Below are 20,748 nucleotides of genomic sequence, written 5' to 3'. Positions count from 1 at the left end.
TGCGGGCAGTGCCGGTCTGCGCTGCGTTCATTCGGCTCCCGCGGAACGGGCAAGTTCTGCGCAACGGTAGCGGATTTCGCTTCGCGCTTCGCTGTGGCCGTTGCATTCGCCCCTTTGCTAAGCTCCGCGCCCATGAATCGTGCCCTCTATACCCTGCTGTTTCATCTAGCTTTGCCACTGATCGTGGTTCGTTTGTTTTGGCGCGCCCGTCGAGCGCCGGCTTATCGAACGCGCATCGGCGAGCGCTTCGCTGTCGGGTTGCCGGAGTTTCAGCCGGGTGGCATCTGGGTGCATGCGGTGTCGGTCGGCGAAAGCATTGCTGCGGCGCCGATGATTCGGGCGCTCAAGGAGCGCTGTCCACAGCTGCCGATCACCGTGACCTGCATGACGCCGACTGGCTCAGAGCGCATCAAGGCGTTGTTTGGCGACACCGTGCAGCACTGCTATCTGCCTTACGATCTGCCCTGGGCGGCATCGCGCTTTCTAGAGCGTCTGCGGCCGAAGCTGGCGGTCGTGATGGAAACCGAATTATGGCCTAACCACATTCACCAGTGCGCGCGTCGCGGCATCCCGGTGACGCTGGCCAATGCTCGGCTCTCCGAGCGCTCGGCACGCGGCTATGCACGCTTCGCCCGGCTGACCGCGCCGATGCTGGCCGAGCTGAGCCTGATCGCGGCGCAGACCGAAGCCGAGGCCGTTCGCTTTCGCCAGCTTGGTGCCCGTGAGCCCAGCGTGCGGGTCACTGGCTCGATCAAGTTCGACCTGAACATCGACCCGGCGCTGCCTGAGCGCGCCGCTCAACTCCGTACGCAATGGTGCGCCGCATCCCGGCCGATCTGGATTGGCGCTAGCACGCACGCGGGGGAGGACGAAGTTCTGCTGGCTGCCCATCGCCAGCTGTTAGCAGAGCACCCTGACGCGTTGCTGATTCTGGTGCCGCGCCATCCGGAGCGCTTCGGCTCGGTGTATGAGCTGTGCCGAAAACAGGGCTTCGCTACGGTTCGGCGGTCGCTAGCGGAGCCGCCGCAGGCCGATACCCAAGTGGTACTTGGCGACACCATGGGTGAACTGCTGTTTCTGTTTGCACTCGCCGATGTTGCTTTTGTTGGCGGCAGCCTGGTGCCGACCGGCGGGCACAACCTGTTGGAGCCTGCCGCATTGGGCAAACCCGTGCTGACGGGACCGCACCTGTTCAACTTTCTCGATATCGCCGCGCAGCTACGCGATGCCGGTGCGCTTGCCGAAGTCGGCACTGCACCTGAGCTGGCATCTACAGTAGAGGCATTCTGGGTCGATCCCTCGCGCGCCGAGCAAGCGCGCAGCGCAGGCTTGACAGTGCTGAAGAACAATCAGGGCGCGTTGGGCCGTTTGCTGAAGGGGATTGGGGCTTTACTCGGTTAGCCGGGTATCAGCCTGTTTGCGAACGCTCCCGGTGACCGAAAATCTGCCTCAGAAATAGTGGTGTTCCGCCAGGCCCGTTGCAGGCCTGACGATCCTTGGAATTTCTTCCAGCTGAACGTAGCGGTAGCCCGTCCGGCGATGCCAACTACTCGATGCGCACCGGGCGGGCGAAGTTCTCGGACAGATCTGGCGGCAGGAAGTCAGTGTCCGGGTCGTAGTCGGTTTTCAGATAACGCTGCAGATCTTCCAGGTCGCCCGGGTTGAGCGTTCCGGCCGCCTGTTTCAGGCGCAGACTGTCGATGATGTAGTCGTAGCGGGCATTGTTGTAGTCGCGGACCGAAGCGAACAGGCGGCGCTGCGTGTCGAGCACGTCGACGATGTTGCGGGTGCCGACCTGGTAGCCGATATCGGTCGCCTCCAGGGCGCTCTGGTTGGAAACGATCGACTGCCGCCGTGCCTGCACCTGTTCCACATCGGTATTGACCGCTCGATAAAGGTTGCGCGTGGTTTCGACCACCTGACGCCGCAAGCTTTCACGCTGTTGCTCGGTCTGGGTCAGCTGGTGGAAGGCTTCGCGGCGCTGGGAGCTGATCAGCCCGCCGCTGTATAGCGGGATGTTCAGCTGCAGGCCGATGCTGCGCTGCTCAACGTCGCCGGTGTAGCGGGGGATGCCAGTCACCGCTTCGCTACCCGTGTTGGTGAAGCCGAGGCTGTCGTTGTCGCCCTTACTGTAGCGCGCCACCGCGTCGAGGGTTGGCGCATGCCCAGAACGACGCTGGCGCAGCGTTTCCTCGGCAGCGTTGACGGCCTGATTACTGGCCAACAGGTCGAGGTTCTGCTGCGTGGCGGTGTTTACCCAAGCGCTGGCGTCATTGGGGATGGGCGGCAGCACCGGCAAACTGTGCTCGATGCCTTCCAGTGCCAGATACTCACGGTTGGTCAGGGTGAACAGCGCCTGGAACGCATCGTCCACTTGCCGTTGTGTAAGCAGTCGGTTGGCGCGCGCTGTATCGAAACCCGCCTGAGCTTCGAGCACATCGGTACGGTCGGACAAACCAACTTCGAAGCGCTCGTCAGCCTGGTCGAGCTGACGTTGAAAGGCCGACTCTTCGGCCTTGGCTGCGGCCAGATTGTCTTGGGCACGTAACACGGCGAAGTAAGCTTGCGCGGTGAGGCGAATCAAGTCCTGTTCGGCGATCGAGTACTCCAGCGCGGCCTGTTCGCTGATGGCTTCGGCCGCCTGCAACTGGAACCAGCGTTCAGGTCGAAAAATCGGCTGGCTGAGGGTCGCCTGATAGACAGTGCCGCTGCGGGACAGTGAGCGCGACCCCATGGACGTATCGACATCAGTGCGGGTATTGCTGAGCTCCGCACCGCCGCTGAGGTTCGGTAGCAGGCCCGCACGCGCTTGCGGCACGACTTCCTGGATCGCCTTGAATTGCGCGCGTGCCGCAGCGAGGTCGGCGTTGTTTTCGACAGCCTGTCGGTAGACGCTAACTAGGTCGGTCCGGGCGGAAAGTGGAGGTGCTGTCTCGGCCCAAGTCAGCCCGGACGAGGCGGCGGTCACGGCGAGTGCCAACGTGAGTCTGCGCAGCATGTGCGTCTTTCCCTGAAGCGAAGTGATGGGCAAGGCTATGCGCGGGCATGCAGACGGTCAAGGCGCTTGAGCAGGGTGGTCGGGCCCTTGTTGGAGGCGATCAAGCATCAGAGGGCGGGGATGGATATGACCCGGCGGTCGTGGCGGCTGCCATCGGCATGGTATTCCCAGCCACTCTTGATTAGACTCGGCCCGTTCTTGTCGGGGTGCCTTGAAGCGAAGGCTGAGATCGGAAAGTTCCGGATCCCGTTGAACCTGATCAGGTTAAGGCCTGCGTAGGGAACAAGATGTGCTCGCCAGTCTTTCGGCCAGCTCTCTCGGCGCCAGTCCCGGCGCGCCCCGATGCCCTTTTCCCGCCGTGTTTTTCAGGTTCGCTCCGACAACTTTCGAGGAGCTAGCCTGATGCGTGCAGAACAACAAAACCTGAGTGAATCCGCCCAAGTCGATCAGGGATCGATCCAGCCTTTCCCGCGTTCGCAGAAAATCTACGTCCAAGGCTCCCGCCCGGACATCCGCGTGCCGATGCGTGAGATCAGTCTCGACGTGACGCCGACCGACTTCGGCGGCGAGATCAACGCGCCGGTTCTGGTCTATGACACCTCCGGCCCCTACACCGATCCGAGCGTGACCATCGACGTGCGCAAAGGCCTGGCCGATGTGCGCTCGGCCTGGATTGACGACCGTGCCGACACTGAGCTGCTCGATGGCCTGACCTCGCACTTCGGCCAGCAGCGCCTGGCCGATGCCGAGCTGACCAAGATGCGCTTCGCTCACGTACGTAACCCGCGCCGCGCCAAGCCGGGCAAGAACGTCAGCCAGATGCACTACGCGCGTCAGGGCATCATCACGCCCGAAATGGAATACGTGGCCATTCGCGAAAACCTGAAGCTGCAGGAAGCGCGCGCGGCCGGCCTGCTCACCGAGCAGCACGGCGGGCAGAGTTTTGGTGCGTCGATCCCGAAGGAAATCACTGCCGAATTCGTGCGTGACGAAGTGGCACGCGGCCGCGCCATCATTCCGGCGAACATTAACCATACCGAGCTCGAGCCGATGATCATCGGCCGCAACTTCCTGGTGAAGATCAACGGCAACATTGGCAACTCGGCGCTGGGGTCTTCGATCGAAGAAGAAGTCGCCAAGCTGACCTGGGGCATTCGCTGGGGCTCGGACACGGTAATGGACCTGTCCACCGGCAAGCACATCCATGAAACCCGCGAGTGGATCATCCGCAACTCGCCGGTGCCGATCGGTACCGTGCCGATCTACCAGGCGCTGGAAAAGGTCAACGGCGTTGCCGAAGACCTGACCTGGGAGCTGTTCCGCGACACGCTGATCGAGCAGGCTGAGCAGGGCGTGGACTACTTCACCATCCACGCTGGCGTGCTGCTGCGCTATGTGCCGCTGACGGCCAAACGCGTCACCGGCATCGTCAGCCGTGGCGGCTCGATCATGGCCAAGTGGTGCCTGGCGCATCACCAGGAGAATTTCCTCTACACCCACTTCGAGGAAATCTGCGAAATCATGAAGGCCTACGACGTCAGCTTCTCGCTGGGCGATGGCCTGCGCCCGGGCTCCATCGCCGATGCCAACGATGCAGCCCAGTTCGGCGAGCTGGAAACCCTCGGCGAGCTGACCAAGATCGCCTGGAAGCATGACGTGCAATGCATGATCGAAGGCCCCGGCCACGTGCCGATGCAGTTGATCAAGGAGAACATGGACAAGCAGCTTGAGTGCTGCGACGAGGCGCCGTTCTATACCCTCGGCCCGCTGACCACCGACATCGCGCCTGGTTACGACCACATCACCAGCGGTATCGGTGCGGCCATGATCGGCTGGTTTGGTTGCGCCATGCTCTGCTACGTCACGCCGAAGGAGCACCTGGGCCTGCCGAACAAGGATGACGTCAAGACCGGGATCATCACCTACAAGATCGCGGCGCATGCTGCGGACCTCGCCAAGGGGCATCCGGGCGCACAGATCCGCGACAACGCTCTGTCCAAGGCACGCTTCGAATTCCGCTGGGAAGACCAGTTCAACCTCGGCCTGGACCCGGACACCGCCCGCAGTTACCACGACGAGACTTTGCCGAAGGATTCGGCCAAGGTCGCGCATTTCTGCTCCATGTGCGGGCCGAAGTTCTGCTCGATGAAGATCACTCAGGAAGTCCGGGAGTACGCCGCGCAGAACGGGCTGACCGATGAACAAAAGGCGATCGAGGCGGGCTTTAAGGAGCAATCCTCGCGCTTCAAGGATGAAGGGTCGGTGATCTACAAGCAGGTGTAGCGGCCGGGTCGGCCACTACGTCGTAGATACCGTCTTCCCCATTACCGAGCAAGGGCCAGTTGAGGGTCGAAACGCTGGCCCGATTTAAGTACCCCATAGGCGATGTGCAGCAGCTTGCGCATCGCTGCACAGACGATTTGTTTTCCGGATTTTCCTTTTGCACTCAGACGCTCGCGTAGAGCACTAATGGCCGGGTTGTGTGTGAGCGAGCAGACCGCCGGCATGTAGAGCCCAGCCCTCAAGCGAGACGATCCTGTGCGGGATATGCGCGTCTGGCCTTTGTAGGAGCCAGACTCCTGAAGGCGGGGGTTCAGCCCGGCATAAGCGGTTATCGCGCGTGAGCTGGCGAAGCGTAACGGATCGCCCAGCTCAGCCAGCAACAGGGCTGCGGAACGCTCGCCGATGCCATCAATGCTGGTCAGCAGGTCGCGTTTGTTGCGCAGGTCCGGGTCATCATCGATGTGGTCTCGGATCGCACGGAGCGTCTCTCCGATCTGCCGCTCGACATGGTGCAGCACTGAGTAGATTGAAGCCTGCACACTAGCGTCGGCCAGATCCAGGCGGTTGCGTTCCATTTGTTGGATCTCCTGCAGATCCTCCAAGCGCCGCACTAATGCTTTCAAGCGCCGGACGGCGGGAGGCTCAGGCTGCCAGGCCCGCAGATCGCTCTGGTGCCGCTCGCCATACTCAGCGATGAGTTTGGCGTCGACTTTGTCGGTCTTTACGCGCTGGAGCTGGCTTCGGGCGTAATAGGCGACCTGTGCAGGATTGAGCACGCAGACCTGATAGCCTTTATCGTGAAACCAGGTCGCGAGCGCTTCATGGTAAGCGCCGGTCGCTTCCATCACGATCCAGGCTTGGGCATTGGCGTGCTTGAGCAGCCACTGCTGGAGCGCTTCGAAACCGGCCACCTCGTTTGGCAATTTGGCCTTGGTGCGGTACTTGCCATTGGGTTGCTGGGTGGCGATGTCGAACGTGCGTTTGGCGATATCGATGCCGATGACGCTGGGCATAAGAACTCCTCCTGCTGGTTCAGAAAGATCAACACTTCACTCAGCTCTACCTTGCTGATGCGAGCTCTCGCCGGAGGCGGGCTCTGGATACCGTTCGAGCTGTAAGAGTGAGTATGGAAGGCCGCAGCGCTATCTACGTCGCAGGCTCAAAGCCTAAGGGTGGATACGGCTTTCTGACCTTCCCCCGATGATCAGTCGGGAACTATCACCCCAACATAGCGTGGTAGTCGAGATACAAGGGTGGATGTCGCTTTTTACATCCACCGTTCCGCCGTTTGGTGGATCGATCCAGCGTGATCCATCTACACCACAGCAGGTCTGCGCCGAGCCGCTTAACGCAGCGAGTCACGCTAGGCCGGCTGCTTGACCCGATGTACAGGGTGAAAAACGGCGCCTTCTTACGCGTCGAGTCCAACAGGCTTGCGAAACGATTCGGCGGCCAATCGGAGCAGTGCGAACGGGTGGATAAGGCTCTGGCTTTATCTGCCCTACTGTTTCGCTGATCTTTCTTTCGTGAGGCAACCCCTTGCGCTTACGGCTATGCGCCGGGCAACCGGCTTCTTCGAGAAAAAACAACGTGAACAATGCAGGTCGCTATTCTCCGCATCAGATGATCGCCGCTGAGCACCGTGTATTCGGTGGGCGTGATCTGTTTTCTCTGTGGTTCTCCCTCGGCGTCGGCCTGATGGTATTGCAGCTTGGCGCCTTGCTGGCGCCGGGCCTGGGCATGAGCGGTGCCTTGTTGGCCATCGTCAGCGGCACCGCAGTAGGCGTGATACTGCTCGGTGCGGTCGCGGTGATAGGCAGCGACACCGGCTTGTCGTCAATGGCGAATCTGAAGCGCACGCTGGGCGACCGCGGCGCGGTGTTGCCGGCGCTGTTGAATCTGGTCCAGTTAGTCGGCTGGGGCGCCTTCGAGATCATTATCATGCGCGACGCGGCAAGCTTGCTGGCGACGCGTGCGTTTGGCGAGCAGAGCGGATGGGTCAGCCCCGCGCTCTGGACGTTGTTCTTCGGTGCGCTGGCGACGTTGCTGGCGATCACCGGCCCGCTGACTTTCGTCCGTCGGATCTTGCGCCGGTGGGGCATCTGGCTGCTGCTCGGCGCCTGCATCTGGCTGACCTGGAACCTGTTCGACAAGGCCGATCTCCGGGCCCTATGGGCACGTCAGGGCGACGGCTCGCTGCCATTTGCGCTGGGCTTCGATATCGCCATCGCCATGCCGTTGTCCTGGTTACCGCTGATCGCAGACTACTCGCGCTTCGGCAAGGCGGCGCGGCGTGTTTTCGGCGGCACGGTGCTGGGCTTCTTCATCGGCAACGTCTGGCTGATGAGCCTTGGTGTCGCCTATACCCTGGCCTTTGCCGATAGCGGCGAAGTGAACGCGCTGTTGTTGGCGCTGGCGGGTGCTGGACTTGGCATCCCGTTGCTGCTGATCCTGCTGGACGAGTCCGAGAATGCTTTTGCCGATATCCATTCGGCTGCAGTCTCGGTTGGCATTCTGCTGCCGTTCAAGGTCGAGCGGCTGGCTTTGGTCATCGGTGCGCTGTGCACCGTGATCGCCTGGTTCGCACCACTGGCGGAATACCAGAACTTCCTGCTGCTGATCGGCTCGGTATTCGCCCCACTGTTTGGTGTTGTGCTGGTGGATCACTACCTGCTCAGGAGGCGTGGCCGGCTGCAAATGGCCGGCACGATGTTGCGCTGGGAAACGTTGTTGGCGTGGGGCTGCGGTGCGGCTGTCTACCATTTGTTGGCAAATGCCTGGCCCGAGGTTGGCGCCAGCCTGCCGGCGCTGTTCCTCTCCGGCGGGCTGCTGCTGATATTGAGCCGCTTTGCACGCGCTAAGGTAGATACGCTGTCATCAGCATCCCGTTAACCCGATGATTCTGCGCTCTGTTCGCGGTCTTGCGCGCCTTGTACGGCGAGCCTAATCATCCGAGTCGCACCAACAGCCGCCAGGGTCGGCAGAAACTTATCGTAGGCGCGTTGCAGGATAAGGCACGGTTCTGATCTGGGCCTTCAGCATCGATCGATCCCAGGACTGCTTTACAGACTCCAGGGCATCGTCTCGTCGCTGTAGCGATGGCGATTCATCGCCAGTTACGCCTGATGCGGTCGTATGGTGGTGCGATGCAAACCATGCGCATAGATTCAGCAACACAGGCCGTGCGGGAGGTTACGTTGAGCTTGCCGGTCGACGCTATTAAATGCGGACGAAAGCCAACTCGTTAGGAGGCTACTCGGTATATGCCGACCAGGATGGGTGGCAAGATTCGCTTGATACGTGGCGAAGGCCCATTCCAAAGGGTAATCGCGTCGAGTGTTGGAACCCCCATACCTGCGTAAGGGTGTTGACGCCCACATCGAGTTTTCCTGGCCAAGCCGGGCTGCCGAGCACAAAGCAGCTACTTGCTGTCTGTCGAAGCCAGGCCCCAGTTGTCGCCCGTCGGATATATACCTCACCCACGATAAAGCGCAGCAATTTGCAGAAACTTTTGTAGAATACGCGCCCTCTAATAGCCGCCCTTAGCCTAAGGGCTTTCGGGTGGTGCGCTTCTACTCCTTTAGCGGGCAGCCTGTATGGGTTGGAGATGGCATCAGACAGCTTTCGATAGTCCGAGAGCCTCGGGGTAGGCCAAGCCTGCAAGGCACGTGTCGATGCTGGCTTGAGTCGATTCGATCGGTGCGATGCATTGCCTATGACTAACAACACGGATGTTTGCGAGGTAGCTTTCCTTTAATGAGTTCCACCAATGTCAGTCCGCCGAGCTCCCTGGCCGCAGGTGAGGCCGGCCTGCATGTGGCGATCCTGCTCACCACTTATAACGGTGCGCGCTTCCTCGACGAGCAGCTGAGCTCGATCGCCCAACAGACTCATCGCCAGTGGACGCTTTATATTTCGGACGATGGATCGTCGGATTCCACGCTGGTCATAATCAAGCGGTTTCAGCAACGCCTGGGGTCGGATCGGGTGCGCTTGCTTCACGGGCCTCGTATCGGTTTTGCACAGAACTTCCTCTCACTGGTGCGCAACCCCGAGATCGAAGCGGATTTCTTCTCCTTCTGCGACCAAGACGATGTCTGGTTCCCGGACAAGCTTCAAAGGGCGATCACTCGGATTGCCTGCACGAGTGCAAAAAGTCCAGCAGTTTATTGCTCCAGAACGCGGCTGATCGACGAAGGGGGTAGCTTTATTGGCCATTCGCCGCTGTTCGCACGGGCACCTAGCTTCAAGAACGCGCTTGTTCAAAGCCTGGCCGGCGCTAACACCATGGTGCTGAACAAGGCGGCCCGTACTCTGTTGGCCAGGGTCCCGCCGACAGCTCCGGTCGTATCCCATGACTGGCTTTGCTACTTGCTGGTTAGCGGCTGCGGTGGTCACGTGTTCTACGATGCTGAGCCGACGCTGAACTATCGCCAGCATGGTGGAAACCTGATTGGCTCGAACAACTCCATGCGCGATCGGCTTACCCGGGTACGCATGATGTTCGGCGGAACGTTTCGCGAATGGACTGAGAAAAATCTTACGGCGTTGCGCACTTGCGCAGGGCTGCTTGACGAACGCAGCGGGGTTGCGCTCGCCCGTTTCGAGGCGGCGCGAGACGCAAACCTGTTGCGGCGCCTCTATTTGCTCAAGAAAGCTGGAGTTTATCGCCAGACGGGCTTTGGTACCGTTGGCCTGATCATCGCTGCCAGCATCCGGAGAATCTGATTCATGACCATTCTTGTGACCGGCAGCGCCGGTTTCATCGGGGCGAATTTTGTCCTGGACTGGCTGGCTGTTGGCGATGAGCCTGTCATCAGCCTCGACAAGCTGACCTATGCCGGTAACCTGGCAAACCTGAAGGGCCTCGAAAGCGACAGTCGCCATCAGTTCGTCCAGGGTGATATCACGGACAAGCAGCAGCTTGCTGATCTCCTGCAGGAGCACAGGCCCCGCGCGATCATCAACTTCGCTGCCGAATCCCATGTAGACCGGTCGATCGACGGCCCGGAGGAATTCGTGCAGACCAACGTCGTCGGCACTTTCCGCCTGTTGGAAGCCGCGCTTGGGTACTACCGATCCCTGTCGGAAGACCAGGCAAGCGCCTTTCGCTTCCTGCACGTCTCGACCGATGAGGTCTATGGCTCGCTCGAGCCCACCGACCCAGCATTCTGCGAAGAAAAAAAGTACGAGCCGAACAGCCCCTATTCGGCCTCGAAGGCCGCGTCGGACCATTTCGTCCGTGCCTATCACCACACCTACGGGCTGCCAGTGCTGACCACCAACTGCTCGAATAATTACGGCCCTTATCATTTCCCCGAAAAGCTTATTCCACTCGTCATCCATAACGCGCTCTCCGGCAAACCGCTGCCAATTTATGGAGACGGCCAGCAAGTGCGGGACTGGCTCTATGTCAAGGATCACTGCGCGGCCATTCGCCGCGTGCTCGAAGCAGGCACACCGGGCGAAACTTACAACGTGGGTGGCTGCAACGAGAAAACGAACCTGCAAGTGGTGACCACCCTGTGTGACATCCTCGACCAGGAAAGTCCGCGAGCTGACGGACAGAGTTATCGTGATGCCATCGTGTTCATCAAGGACCGGCCCGGGCATGACCGCCGCTACGCAGTGGACGCGAGCAAGATCTGCAGGGAACTGGGTTGGTCGCCGGCTGAAACCTTCGAGAGCGGCATCCGCAAAACCGTGCGTTGGTACCTGGACAACCAGGACTGGGTCACTCACATCACTAGTGGCGCCTACCGAGAGTGGGTCAGCAGGCAGTACCAATGAAGATCCTTTTGCTTGGCGCAAACGGCCAGGTGGGCTGGGAGCTACGACGTGCGCTGGCGCCGCTGGGTGAAGTCATTGCCTGCGATCGCCAGCGAGCCGATCTGTCACGACCGGAAACCCTGGCACCGCTGCTGCGCCAGTGCCGACCTGATGTCATCGTCAATGCCGCAGCCTACACGGCCGTGGACAAGGCGGAAACCGACGAGGCGGGTGCAGCGTTGGTCAACGCCACGTCCGCTGGCGAGCTGGCCGCACTCGCCAAGGAACTGGATGCACTGCTGGTCCATTACTCGACTGACTATGTATTCGATGGCACCGCGATTGGGTTTCAGCGTGAGGACGGGCCAACCGCGCCTTTGAATGTATACGGCAGAACCAAGCTGCAGGGCGAGCGGCTGATCAAGGCCTCGGGATGCCGCCATCTGATATTGCGGACCAGTTGGGTATACGCCTGCCGTGGACGCAACTTCGCCAAGACCATGCTGCGCCTTGCCTGCGAGCGCGACGAGCTGAACGTCGTGGTCGATCAGGTCGGTGCGCCCACCAGCGCCGAGCTGATTGCTGACGTCAGCGCACTGATGATCCAGCGCCTGCGGCATGATCCCGACTTCGCAGTACAGGCCTATGGCACCTATCACCTGGTGGCGGGCGGGCAGACCAGCTGGCATGAGTTCACCCGTTTCATCATTCGCACGGCGCGAGGCCTGGGTATGAAGTTCAGGGTCGAGGATGCGCGCATTCTGCCGATCCGTGCCGCCGAGTTCCCGGCGGCTGCGGCGCGTCCGGCCAGTTCGTTACTGGACACACGCAAGCTGCGATCCACCTTTGATCTTCAACTGCCCCATTGGCAGGAGCATGCCGAGCGCATGCTGCATGAAGTCGTACCGGTGGAGGTGGCCGCCAGAGTGGCGAACGAGCATCTCGACCAGGCGCTACAGCGTTCCGAATCCCCTTCCCATATTGCACTGGCCACCCGACGGCCTTGAGGACTTATGAAGCGCAAAGGCATCATTCTGGCCGGTGGCTCCGGCACCCGTCTGCACCCTGCGACCCTCGCGGTTTCCAAGCAGCTACTGCCCGTGTTCGACAAGCCGATGGTTTATTACCCGTTGAGCACGTTGATGCTTGCCGGTATCAGGGAAATCCTGATCATCTCCACCCCACAGGACACGCCACGCTTCCAGCAGCTACTGGGTGATGGCACGCAGTGGGGGCTGGAGCTCTCATATGCCGTGCAGGACTCGCCGGACGGCCTCGCGCAAGCCTTCCTTATCGGAGAGACGTTCCTCGATGGGCATCACTGCGCGCTGGTGCTGGGTGACAATATCTTCCACGGGCATGATTTCGCCGACCTGCTGCACAACGCCACGCTGCGGGAACAGGGTGCGAGCGTTTTCGCCTATCACGTGCATGACCCTGAGCGTTACGGCGTGGTCGAGTTCGATGATCAGGCCCGTGCGGTCAGCCTCGAAGAAAAACCGGTGCAGCCCAAGTCCAGCTACGCCGTTACCGGGCTGTATTTCTATGACAACCAGGTGGTCGAAATTGCCAAGCGCATCAAGCCTTCCGCGCGCGGCGAACTGGAAATCACCGATGTGAACCGGGCCTATCTGGAACAGGGCACGCTCAGCGTGGAGATCATGGGGCGTGGCTACGCCTGGCTCGACACCGGCACGCACGAATCCCTACTTGAGGCTGGACAGTTCATCGAAACGCTGGAACGACGTCAGGGGCTCAAGGTCGCTTGTCCGGAAGAGATTGCCTACCGCAATCAGTGGATCGATGCTCAGCAGCTCGAGCGGCTTGCCGAGCCGCTGTCGAAGAACGGCTATGGCAAGTACCTCAAGCGTTTGCTGACGGAGCGGGTGTATTGATGAAGGCGATCCCCCAGGCGATCCCCGAGGTACTTCTGCTGGAACCGCGTGTGTTCGGGGACGAGCGCGGCTTTTTCTTCGAGAGCTTCAATCAGCGCCAGTTCGAGGAGGCGGTGGGTCGGGCCGTCTCCTTTGTTCAGGACAACCACTCCCGCTCAGTGAAAAACGTGCTGCGCGGGCTGCATTACCAGGTACAACAGCCGCAGGGCAAGCTGGTGCGTGTCGTCCAGGGCGAAGTATTCGATGTGGCCGTGGATATCCGCCGCAGCTCGTCGACCTTTGGTCAGTGGGTAGGCGTCATTCTCAGTGCCGAGAACAAGCACCAACTTTGGGTGCCGGAAGGCTTTGCCCATGGCTTCGTTGTGCTTTCGGAAACCGCCGAGTTTCTCTACAAGACTACGAATTACTACGCACCTGAGTATGAACGCTCCATCATCTGGAGCGACGGGGATCTGGCAATCGACTGGCCTGTTGACCTCACACCGTCCCTTTCAGCAAAAGACAGCGCCGGGGATGCCTTTCGCGACGCCGAGGTGTTCGACTGATGCAGCACTTCTCACTGTCTCCACGTGAGGCGGCTGCCAGTTTCTACCGCAACCGCTCGCTCATATTGGCGCTTTCCAAGCGGGAGGTCATAGGGCGTTACCACGGATCCATCATGGGATTGTTGTGGTCGTTCTTTAACCCCCTTTTTATGCTGGCTGTCTATACGTTCGTGTTCAGCGTCGTATTCCAGGCACGCTGGAGCGTAGCAAACGAGTCAAAAACAGAATTTGCCTTGATGCTGTTCGCAGGGCTGATCGTATTCAATCTGTTCGCCGACTGTGTAACGCGTGCGCCTAACCTCATCATTGCCAATACTAATTATGTAAAAAAGGTCGTGTTTCCGTTGGAGATATTGCCATTTGTGGTGATGGGATCTGCGCTTTTTCATTTTCTGGTAAGTCTTAGTGTCTGGTTGCTTGTTTACGCCGTACTTTTCAGTGACATCCATGCAACCGCGCTTCTGCTGCCTGTCGTCTTGTTGCCTCTGATGTTATTCATACTTGGGCTTGTCTGGTTTCTCGCTTCGATAGGTGTTTTTCTTCGTGATGTTGGGCAGTTCATCGGGTTGCTTACATCGGTGCTGATGTTTCTCTCTCCGATCTTCTATCCGATAACAGCTTTGCCAGAAGAATACCGGCACCTGCTCTCTATCAATCCTCTGACGCCTGCTATTGAAGCGGTTCGAGGGCTTCTTTTTCTCGGAGAGACGCCCAATTGGTTGGGAATGGCAAAACACTACGCCGCTGCCTTGTTATTCTTTTATATGGGTTTCGCGTGGTTTCAAAAGACACGTAAGGGCTTCGCCGATGTCCTCTGAACTTGCTATTTCCGTGCATGACCTGAGCAAGTGTTTCCATATCTATGACAAGCCTCGCGATCGCCTTTTTCAGATGCTGGCGCGAGATCGAAAGCAGTATTTCAGAGAGTTCTGGGCGCTGAACGCCGTTTCCTTTGATATACGCAAAGGCGAGACGGTCGGGATCGTTGGGCGCAACGGGAGCGGTAAATCAACACTGCTTCAGTTGGTCTGCGGCACGCTTAACCCTACCCATGGGACCATTACCACTAATGGACGGATCGCCGCACTACTCGAGCTTGGGTCTGGGTTCAACCCAGAGTTCAGCGGGCGTGAAAACGTCTATATGAACGCAGCCGTTCTCGGCTTGAGTCGCGAGGAAACCGATGCGCGTTTCAGTGAGATCGAGGCGTTTGCAGAAATCGGCGAATTCATCGATCAGGCAGTAAAAACCTATTCCAGTGGAATGATGGTCCGCCTTGCATTCGCTGTGGCAATCAATGTCGAGCCGCAGATACTCATTGTCGACGAGGCCCTTTCGGTCGGCGATGAATTGTTCCAAAGGAAATGTTTCGCTCGGATCGAAGCAATCAAGGAAAGCGGCGCCACCATCCTGTTTGTATCGCATTCGGGAAGTGCGGTGGTGGAGTTATGCGATAGGGCCATGCTGCTTGACAGTGGCGAGAAGCTTATTGAAGGCGCTCCTAAAAGCATTATCGGCAAGTATCAGAAGTTGCTCTATGCCCCGCGAGAAAAGGTTGCGAGTATCAGGCAAGAGATCATTTCTGGCGGAGAAGTCAAAGATGCAGGCGGGTCCGAAGTTGCAATTTCGAATGTGTCCAGAGCGACACAGGACCTCGATTCAGAGGACATGGATGCTTTTTATGATCCCCACCTCATCTCTCAAAGCGTGCTGTCTTACGAGTCGCATGGGGCATGGATCGAGCGACCGCAGCTCGTCGACCGCACAGGCGAGCCCGTAAATTGTCTCAAGCGCGGCGACACGTACCGTTATACCTACCAGGTGCGGTTCGAGAAGGGCGCCACCGCGGTTCGATTCGGGATGATGATCAAAACGCCTGGTGGCGTCGAACTGGGTGGTTCGGTAAGCGCGGCGAATCTTCAGGGTGCTGTCGGTCTTGTCAGGAAAGGATCTGTTGCCCAGGTCGAGTTCAGTTTCCAATGCCGGCTGAACCCCGGCACCTACTTTTTAAACGCAGGCGTTACCGGCACGGTAGGAGAAAGTGAAACATATCTTCACCGGCTGCTGGACGCATGCCTTTTCCGTGTCTTGCCTATCGGCGACAACATGGCGACTGGGACAGTAGATTTCAACTGCGTGTCGGACCTTACACTCAAGAACATCGAAGAAGATTGAATATGGAGCAGAAACGTATAGTCGTCGTGCTGGGGATGCACCGCAGTGGGACAAGCGCCATAACCAGAGGTTTGCAGGTGCTGGGCGTCGATCTTGGCAACCGCCTCTTGCAAGCTGAGACGGGCAATAACGAGAAAGGCTTCTGGGAAGATATCGATATCACTGCTTTCGATGTCGATCTTCTGGCGGAAATGGGGCACGACTGGCATACGCTGGCCCCCCTGACGCCGCAGGAATTCGAGCGTCCGGAAGTTGAAGCACTCAAGTTACGAGCTGTTCAGCTGCTACGTGACAAACTGGCCGACACCACAATCTTCGGCTTGAAAGACCCTCGCATGTGTCGCCTCATGCCGTTCTGGGTTGACGTGTTTGCTCATCTCAAGCTAGACGTCAGTTTCGTAATCGCCTGTCGCAACCCGATGAGCGTCGCCCACTCGTTGGCCAGAAGAAACGGTTTCGCGCTGGAGAAGAGCTATCTCCTGTGGCTCGAACACATGCTGCTTTCCATCAAGCACACCGCGAATGGCCGGCGCGTATTCGTCGACTACGATCAGCTACTCGGTGAACCCTTGGTTCAGCTTGAGCGTATCTCCACTTCGCTTGGTTTGCCGTTTTCTACGCAAAGCCAGGACTGCATCGAATACCAGCACGAATTCCTTGAGCGTTCTCTGCGCCATACCGCCTTCGGCCCGGAAGATTTGCGCCTGGATGCCGCTGTGACCGCAGATGCACAACAGCTTCATGAGCTGCTGTGTGAGCTAACCGATGGCAGGCGCGAGGATGGCGACGAAGTCGTTGCGCGGATCGAGGCGCTCTATACGGCAATGATGGGGCGTTACCCTGCCTATCGGCTGCTCTATTCGCTTGAAGATAAAGGCCGCAACCTGGCCTTGAGGCTGGACGAAGCCGAAACCATCTCGGCCAATCTGGCTGCGCAGGCCAATGAGGCGAGGGCCGCTCTCTCGGCGGCGCAGCAGGAGGCCACCGCGCTTGCGGGGCAGTTGACTGAGTTGTCTCGCAAGAGCGAGGCCGAGATCATGCGACTGGCCGAGGAGAAAGATGAGCAGCAGTCGCAGGTATATCGCCTGAAACAATCGCTATCCGAACAAGCGGACGAACTTCAGCGGGTTCAGCATTCTAGCTACGCGGAAATACAAAGACTGGATTCCTCGTTGAGTGACAAGCTTGAGAACATCCAGCGTTTAGAACATGCCTTGAACGTATCCCGTTCCGGACGCGTGGCGCTCAAACATCTCATACGTGCATTGGCCAACCGGGCTGGCCTGGCTGAGCTTCGCAACAAGCATCTTCGCCGTCAGCTCATGCAGAGTGGCCTGTTTGACGCTAGCTACTATCGGCAGGCCTACCCGGATGTGGTCGAAGCGGGAATGGACCCGTTTGACCATTTCGTCGAGTTTGGATGGAAAGAGGGGCGAAACCCTGCCGCGTCATTCTCTGTAAACGGTTATCTGGAGCGATATCCGGACGTGCGGCTGTTAGATATCAATCCGCTGGTGCATTACCTGCGCCACGGTTACCGGGAAGGCCGCATGGTGCCTACCGTAGCCGGGGGAAGTGCTCGGCCAGTGCCTCGCCGTACTGCCGCCGAAAAAGGGGTCCGCCTGGCTCGGCTACTGATGGACGAACCAAGGCTTGCTGGCAAGTTCGTCGTCGAGGCTCGTCGGGGAGGGGTTCGCCATGCTATCGGGCTGGTTCGCTCGAAGACACATCAGCCGGTTGCGCCGGCTTCCGAATACACAGTCAGCAGCGGCTTAGTGCCGTCGAGCTCAGAGGAGTACAGCCTTTACAAGGTCGTTCCGTACTACCTGAACCCCTACCAGCAAGATGATATTTTGCTCCCGACATTGAGTGTCGGCATTCACCTGCACCTGTTCTATGAAGACATGGCGGACGAGTGCCTGGAGTATCTGGGAAATATCCCTTTATCTTTCGACCTGTATATCTCCATACCTGAACATCAGGCGAGCCATGACTGGGAATCAACCTTCAAGTCGAAACTCCCTCAGGTTCGCCAGGTTGTCGTGGAGCGTGTGCCCAATCGTGGGCGTGACCTTGCCCCGCTCGTGATTCAGTTTGGAAAAACGCTTGCCGATTACGATGTAATCGCACATTTCCATACGAAAAAAAGCCCTCATAGAGAAAGTTTGGAAGGCTGGTTCGGCGAAATCATGAGTTCGCTATGTGGAAGCCGTTCGGGCGTTTCGCAGATATTGAATCTGTTCGGTGGCGACGCGAAGGTCGTTTATCCAGCAGGCGATCACGTCGCTCATTGGGACAGCAGTGGTTGGAGTGACAATCAGGACATTGCAAAAGCACTTTTGCGTCGGCACACCAAGTTGGACATGGCCGACTTCGACAAGACGGAATTTCCCCAAGGCAGCATGTTCTGGGGTAAAGGCGCCGCTCTGCGCGAATTTCTGTCGTTGCCGCTTGACTACAACGACTTTGCGGAAGAGCCGATCGCGGCGGATGCGACGCTGGCGCATGCCCTGGAGCGGCTGATATTGGTATTTAGCACCTTGCACGAAGGGCGCAACTACCGTATCGAATCCCAGGCGCTCTCTCGTGAGCCACAACAGTATTACGAAGATCAGCACGACTTTTCGGCTGAGTTGGTGCATGACAGCATCAAGGTGCTGGCCTACTACCTGCCGCAGTTCCACCCGACGCCAGAGAATGACGCGTGGCACGGGAAAGGCTTCACCGAGTGGCACAAAGTCGCGGCAGCGAACCCTCTATTCGAAGGGCACTATCAGCAGCATATTCCTCACCCGGATCTAGGCTATTACCATCTGGATTCGCCCCAGCAGCTCGCTTTACAGGCTGACATGATGCGCCAGGCGGGGGTCAATGGACTGATCTTCTACCATTACTGGTTCTCCGGAAAACTGATCCTGGAAAAGCCGGCACAGATGCTGCTGGATAACCCGGACATCGATATGCCCTTCAGCTTCTGCTGGGCCAACGAGAACTGGACACGTCGCTGGGACGGTAACGAGAAGGAAATCCTGCTCGGTCAGGTTTACTCCCCTGAAGACGCACTCGCCTTCATCCGCTATATGGTCCCGTTCTTCAAGGACCGGCGATACATCAAGGTCGAGGGTCGGCCAGTACTGTTTGTCTATCGTCCATCGGCCATGGAGCATGTGGAAGATTATTTACGAATCTGGCGGGAAGAGTGCGAGCGAAACGACGTGCCTGCGCCGTACGTGGTCGCGACGCTGACCCGCGGTGCCGTATCGCCGGCCCATTACGGCATGGATGCAGCCGTAGAGCGTGTCCTTCATGATTGGACAGGTGGTGCGGTAGCCGATATCCGTCATGAGTTGAATCCTTACGGCCCGATCAACGGCAGTGTGCTGGATTACTCGGAGGTCGCCGACCACTATATGCACAAGCAGCTGGACAACGATTACGTCCTGTTCCGTTCGCTGGTTCCGACCTGGGACAACACCGCTCGTTATGGCACCGAGGCGATACTGTTGCATCGCTTCACCACCGGTAAGTTCCAGGAATGGCTTGAGCACTTGATACAGTACTCCGTGAAGGAGTTGCCTGCGGATCGTCGTTTCGTGGTGGTGAACGCTTGGAACGAGTGGGCCGAGGGCGCGCATCTCGAGCCGGATACCCGCTTCGGCTACGGTTATCTGAACTCGATCGGTCGGGCACTGAGTAATTATGGCTTCAACGACACCCACTATCTCGAGCCTCAACTTCGCTCGGATATGCTGGTTCGCATCGACCTGGCGGATGAGGTAGGTCGACAGCTCGCTGAAGATGGCGAGGCGCGGCGCAAATTCATTCACTGTCTGGCCTCGTCAGCGCTGTTCCAGAGATGTGGTGTCGCTACAAGCGACGCATCGCTTGCCGCTGCCCTAGGTGAAAAAGGCATACGCTGTATCGACGAGGCTCAAGCGCCAGCCGCCTACACGCTGCGTTTCAATCAGCTGTACCTGTTCCCCGCGACGTGCATCGAGTCGCTGCTGCTGATGGCGCTACGTCATCCCGGCTTTGCCGTATCTCCCAGCGTGCTCAACGATCCTGCTTTTCTTCACGATCCGACGTCGACCAATTTTGATGTTGGCTTCTGGAAGCGTGCCGGGATGGAGGTTGCAAAGGACTTCAACAACCTCAAGGGTTACAAGGTTGCATGCAAAGCCGCCTGCTTCCGCCTCTTGCCAGGCGAAGCAGCGTCAGGTGAAGTCCTGCCTACGGTTTCGACGGTGATCCGTTTCCATCGGAATGCCAGCCTGGATCTGCTTGCCAATGCAATGCTGTCGCTTGTGACTCAGGTCGACTGCAAGGTCAAATTGCACCTTGCGGTGCAGGATCTGGATGAGGACGATCTGAGCCGGCTTGGTGAGGAACTGTCGCGGGTACCATGGGCTGCAGGCTGCGAGCCGATCATTCGCCCTTACTACTCGAGTGAAAGTAACCCAGACCTGCGCTCGTTGATGCTTAACGAGTCGCTCAAGTCGGTGGGAAAAGGGTATGCAGCATTTCTGGATTATGACGACCTGTTGTTTCCCGAGGCGTATCGAAGCTTGCTTGGCAGACTGCAAACCAGTGGCAAGAACGCGACCTTTGGGCGGGTGTATGCCACCAGCGTGGACGCACTGACCGGCATGATCCTCAAACGGGATCGAACCTATGAATACGGGTTTTCGTACGAAGAGTTCATTCGGCTTAACCATGCGCCGCTCCATAGCTTCATGCTGAATCTGGACAAGATAGATCTTGGCCGGCTTCACTATCACGAAGACATGAAGTTCATGGAGGACTACTACCTGACATTGCAGTTGTTCAACCGCCACGATACCGACTGGGCTTCGTTACGTAACTGCGAGTTCATTGGCGACTATATTCATCGGGTCGGCGGCAGTGATGCCCATACGCTGGCAATACATGACGAACAACAGCGGCAGACGCTGCTTCAAAGCGATCACTATGTAGTCTGTGAGGAGCGTATTACCAGGCTACGAAGCACCTTGCCCAGTTGAAGAGGCGCACCCCGGCGCACCCCGGCGCGCCGAAGCCGCCGAAGCAGAGTCAGAGTCTTGCC

The 20,748-nt window shown here is 58.7% G+C and carries 13 protein-coding genes and 1 riboswitch; of the genes, 11 read left to right on the top strand and 2 right to left on the bottom strand.

What is annotated here, in order from left to right:
- Window positions 1-132: 132 nt before the first annotated feature.
- Window positions 133-1,401 (top strand): 3-deoxy-D-manno-octulosonic acid transferase, encoded by a 1,269-nt coding sequence (locus tag C1896_19465; protein AZZ46906.1) that lies wholly within the window; start codon window positions 133-135, stop codon window positions 1,399-1,401.
- Between the two features lie 145 nt (window positions 1,402-1,546).
- On the opposite strand, the gene C1896_19460 is transcribed toward C1896_19465, so the two are convergent.
- Window positions 1,547-2,998, bottom strand: coding sequence for a channel protein TolC (locus C1896_19460; protein AZZ46905.1), 1,452 nt, complete (start codon window positions 2,996-2,998; stop codon window positions 1,547-1,549).
- Between the two features lie 192 nt (window positions 2,999-3,190).
- Window positions 3,191-3,297: riboswitch (TPP riboswitch) on the top strand.
- 103 nt (window positions 3,298-3,400) lie between these two features.
- Between C1896_19460 and C1896_19455 the strand changes: the two genes are divergently transcribed.
- Window positions 3,401-5,281, top strand: a complete 1,881-nt coding sequence (locus C1896_19455; protein AZZ46904.1) for a phosphomethylpyrimidine synthase ThiC — start codon at window positions 3,401-3,403, stop codon at window positions 5,279-5,281.
- Between the two features lie 41 nt (window positions 5,282-5,322).
- Here C1896_19455 and C1896_19450 read toward each other — a convergent pair whose 3' ends face one another.
- Window positions 5,323-6,294 (bottom strand): IS110 family transposase, encoded by a 972-nt coding sequence (locus C1896_19450; protein ID AZZ46903.1) that lies wholly within the window; start codon window positions 6,292-6,294, stop codon window positions 5,323-5,325.
- A 610-nt stretch (window positions 6,295-6,904) separates the two neighbouring features.
- Between C1896_19450 and cytX the strand changes: the two genes are divergently transcribed.
- The 9 genes from cytX (at window position 6,905) to C1896_19405 (ending at window position 20,686) form a co-directional block, all read left to right on the top strand.
- Complete coding sequence (gene cytX, locus C1896_19445) at window positions 6,905-8,173, top strand: putative hydroxymethylpyrimidine transporter CytX (GenBank protein ID AZZ47744.1); 1,269 nt, start codon at window positions 6,905-6,907, stop codon at window positions 8,171-8,173.
- Between the two features lie 864 nt (window positions 8,174-9,037).
- Window positions 9,038-10,009, top strand: coding sequence for a glycosyl transferase family 2 (locus C1896_19440; protein ID AZZ46902.1), 972 nt, complete (start codon window positions 9,038-9,040; stop codon window positions 10,007-10,009).
- A 3-nt stretch (window positions 10,010-10,012) separates the two neighbouring features.
- Complete coding sequence (gene rfbB, locus C1896_19435; GenBank protein ID AZZ46901.1) at window positions 10,013-11,071, top strand: dTDP-glucose 4,6-dehydratase; 1,059 nt, start codon at window positions 10,013-10,015, stop codon at window positions 11,069-11,071.
- Window positions 11,068-12,057, top strand: a complete 990-nt coding sequence (gene rfbD / locus C1896_19430) for a dTDP-4-dehydrorhamnose reductase (protein AZZ46900.1) — start codon at window positions 11,068-11,070, stop codon at window positions 12,055-12,057. The genes rfbB and rfbD overlap by 4 nt, the downstream gene beginning before the upstream one ends.
- A 6-nt stretch (window positions 12,058-12,063) precedes the next feature.
- Window positions 12,064-12,945 (top strand): glucose-1-phosphate thymidylyltransferase, encoded by an 882-nt coding sequence (rfbA, locus tag C1896_19425; GenBank protein AZZ46899.1) that lies wholly within the window; start codon window positions 12,064-12,066, stop codon window positions 12,943-12,945.
- Window positions 12,945-13,490 (top strand): dTDP-4-dehydrorhamnose 3,5-epimerase, encoded by a 546-nt coding sequence (rfbC, locus tag C1896_19420; GenBank protein AZZ46898.1) that lies wholly within the window; start codon window positions 12,945-12,947, stop codon window positions 13,488-13,490. Before rfbA ends, rfbC begins: the two co-directional genes overlap by 1 nt.
- Entirely contained in the window at window positions 13,490-14,308 is an 819-nt protein-coding gene (locus C1896_19415; GenBank protein ID AZZ46897.1) for a sugar ABC transporter permease, read from the top strand. Before rfbC ends, C1896_19415 begins: the two co-directional genes overlap by 1 nt.
- Window positions 14,298-15,665 (top strand): ABC transporter ATP-binding protein, encoded by a 1,368-nt coding sequence (locus tag C1896_19410; GenBank protein AZZ46896.1) that lies wholly within the window; start codon window positions 14,298-14,300, stop codon window positions 15,663-15,665. Before C1896_19415 ends, C1896_19410 begins: the two co-directional genes overlap by 11 nt.
- Window positions 15,563-20,686 carry a hypothetical protein gene (locus C1896_19405; protein AZZ46895.1) on the top strand — a complete coding sequence of 1,708 codons (5,124 nt, stop codon included), beginning with the start codon at window positions 15,563-15,565 and terminating at the stop codon, window positions 20,684-20,686. The genes C1896_19410 and C1896_19405 overlap by 103 nt, the downstream gene beginning before the upstream one ends.
- The last annotated feature ends 62 nt before the right edge of the window (window positions 20,687-20,748 follow it).

This window comes from Pseudomonadaceae bacterium SI-3 (assembly GCA_004010935.1).
Taxonomy (GTDB): Bacteria; Pseudomonadota; Gammaproteobacteria; order Pseudomonadales; family Pseudomonadaceae; genus Stutzerimonas.
The sequence above is the reverse complement of the archived record's forward strand: the minus strand, read 5'-3'. Positions and strand labels throughout refer to the sequence as shown.

Coding starts and splice junctions, on each gene's coding strand:
- C1896_19465 (AZZ46906.1), top strand. CDS start 133: ATGAATCGTGCCCTCTATACCCTGCTGTTTCATCTAGCTTTGCCACTG.
- C1896_19460 (AZZ46905.1), bottom strand. CDS start 2,998: ATGCTGCGCAGACTCACGTTGGCACTCGCCGTGACCGCCGCCTCGTCC.
- C1896_19455 (AZZ46904.1), top strand. CDS start 3,401: ATGCGTGCAGAACAACAAAACCTGAGTGAATCCGCCCAAGTCGATCAG.
- C1896_19450 (AZZ46903.1), bottom strand. CDS start 6,294: ATGCCCAGCGTCATCGGCATCGATATCGCCAAACGCACGTTCGACATC.
- cytX (AZZ47744.1), top strand. CDS start 6,905: ATGATCGCCGCTGAGCACCGTGTATTCGGTGGGCGTGATCTGTTTTCT.
- C1896_19440 (AZZ46902.1), top strand. CDS start 9,038: ATGAGTTCCACCAATGTCAGTCCGCCGAGCTCCCTGGCCGCAGGTGAG.
- rfbB (AZZ46901.1), top strand. CDS start 10,013: ATGACCATTCTTGTGACCGGCAGCGCCGGTTTCATCGGGGCGAATTTT.
- rfbD (AZZ46900.1), top strand. CDS start 11,068: ATGAAGATCCTTTTGCTTGGCGCAAACGGCCAGGTGGGCTGGGAGCTA.
- rfbA (AZZ46899.1), top strand. CDS start 12,064: ATGAAGCGCAAAGGCATCATTCTGGCCGGTGGCTCCGGCACCCGTCTG.
- rfbC (AZZ46898.1), top strand. CDS start 12,945: ATGAAGGCGATCCCCCAGGCGATCCCCGAGGTACTTCTGCTGGAACCG.
- C1896_19415 (AZZ46897.1), top strand. CDS start 13,490: ATGCAGCACTTCTCACTGTCTCCACGTGAGGCGGCTGCCAGTTTCTAC.
- C1896_19410 (AZZ46896.1), top strand. CDS start 14,298: ATGTCCTCTGAACTTGCTATTTCCGTGCATGACCTGAGCAAGTGTTTC.
- C1896_19405 (AZZ46895.1), top strand. CDS start 15,563: ATGCCTTTTCCGTGTCTTGCCTATCGGCGACAACATGGCGACTGGGAC.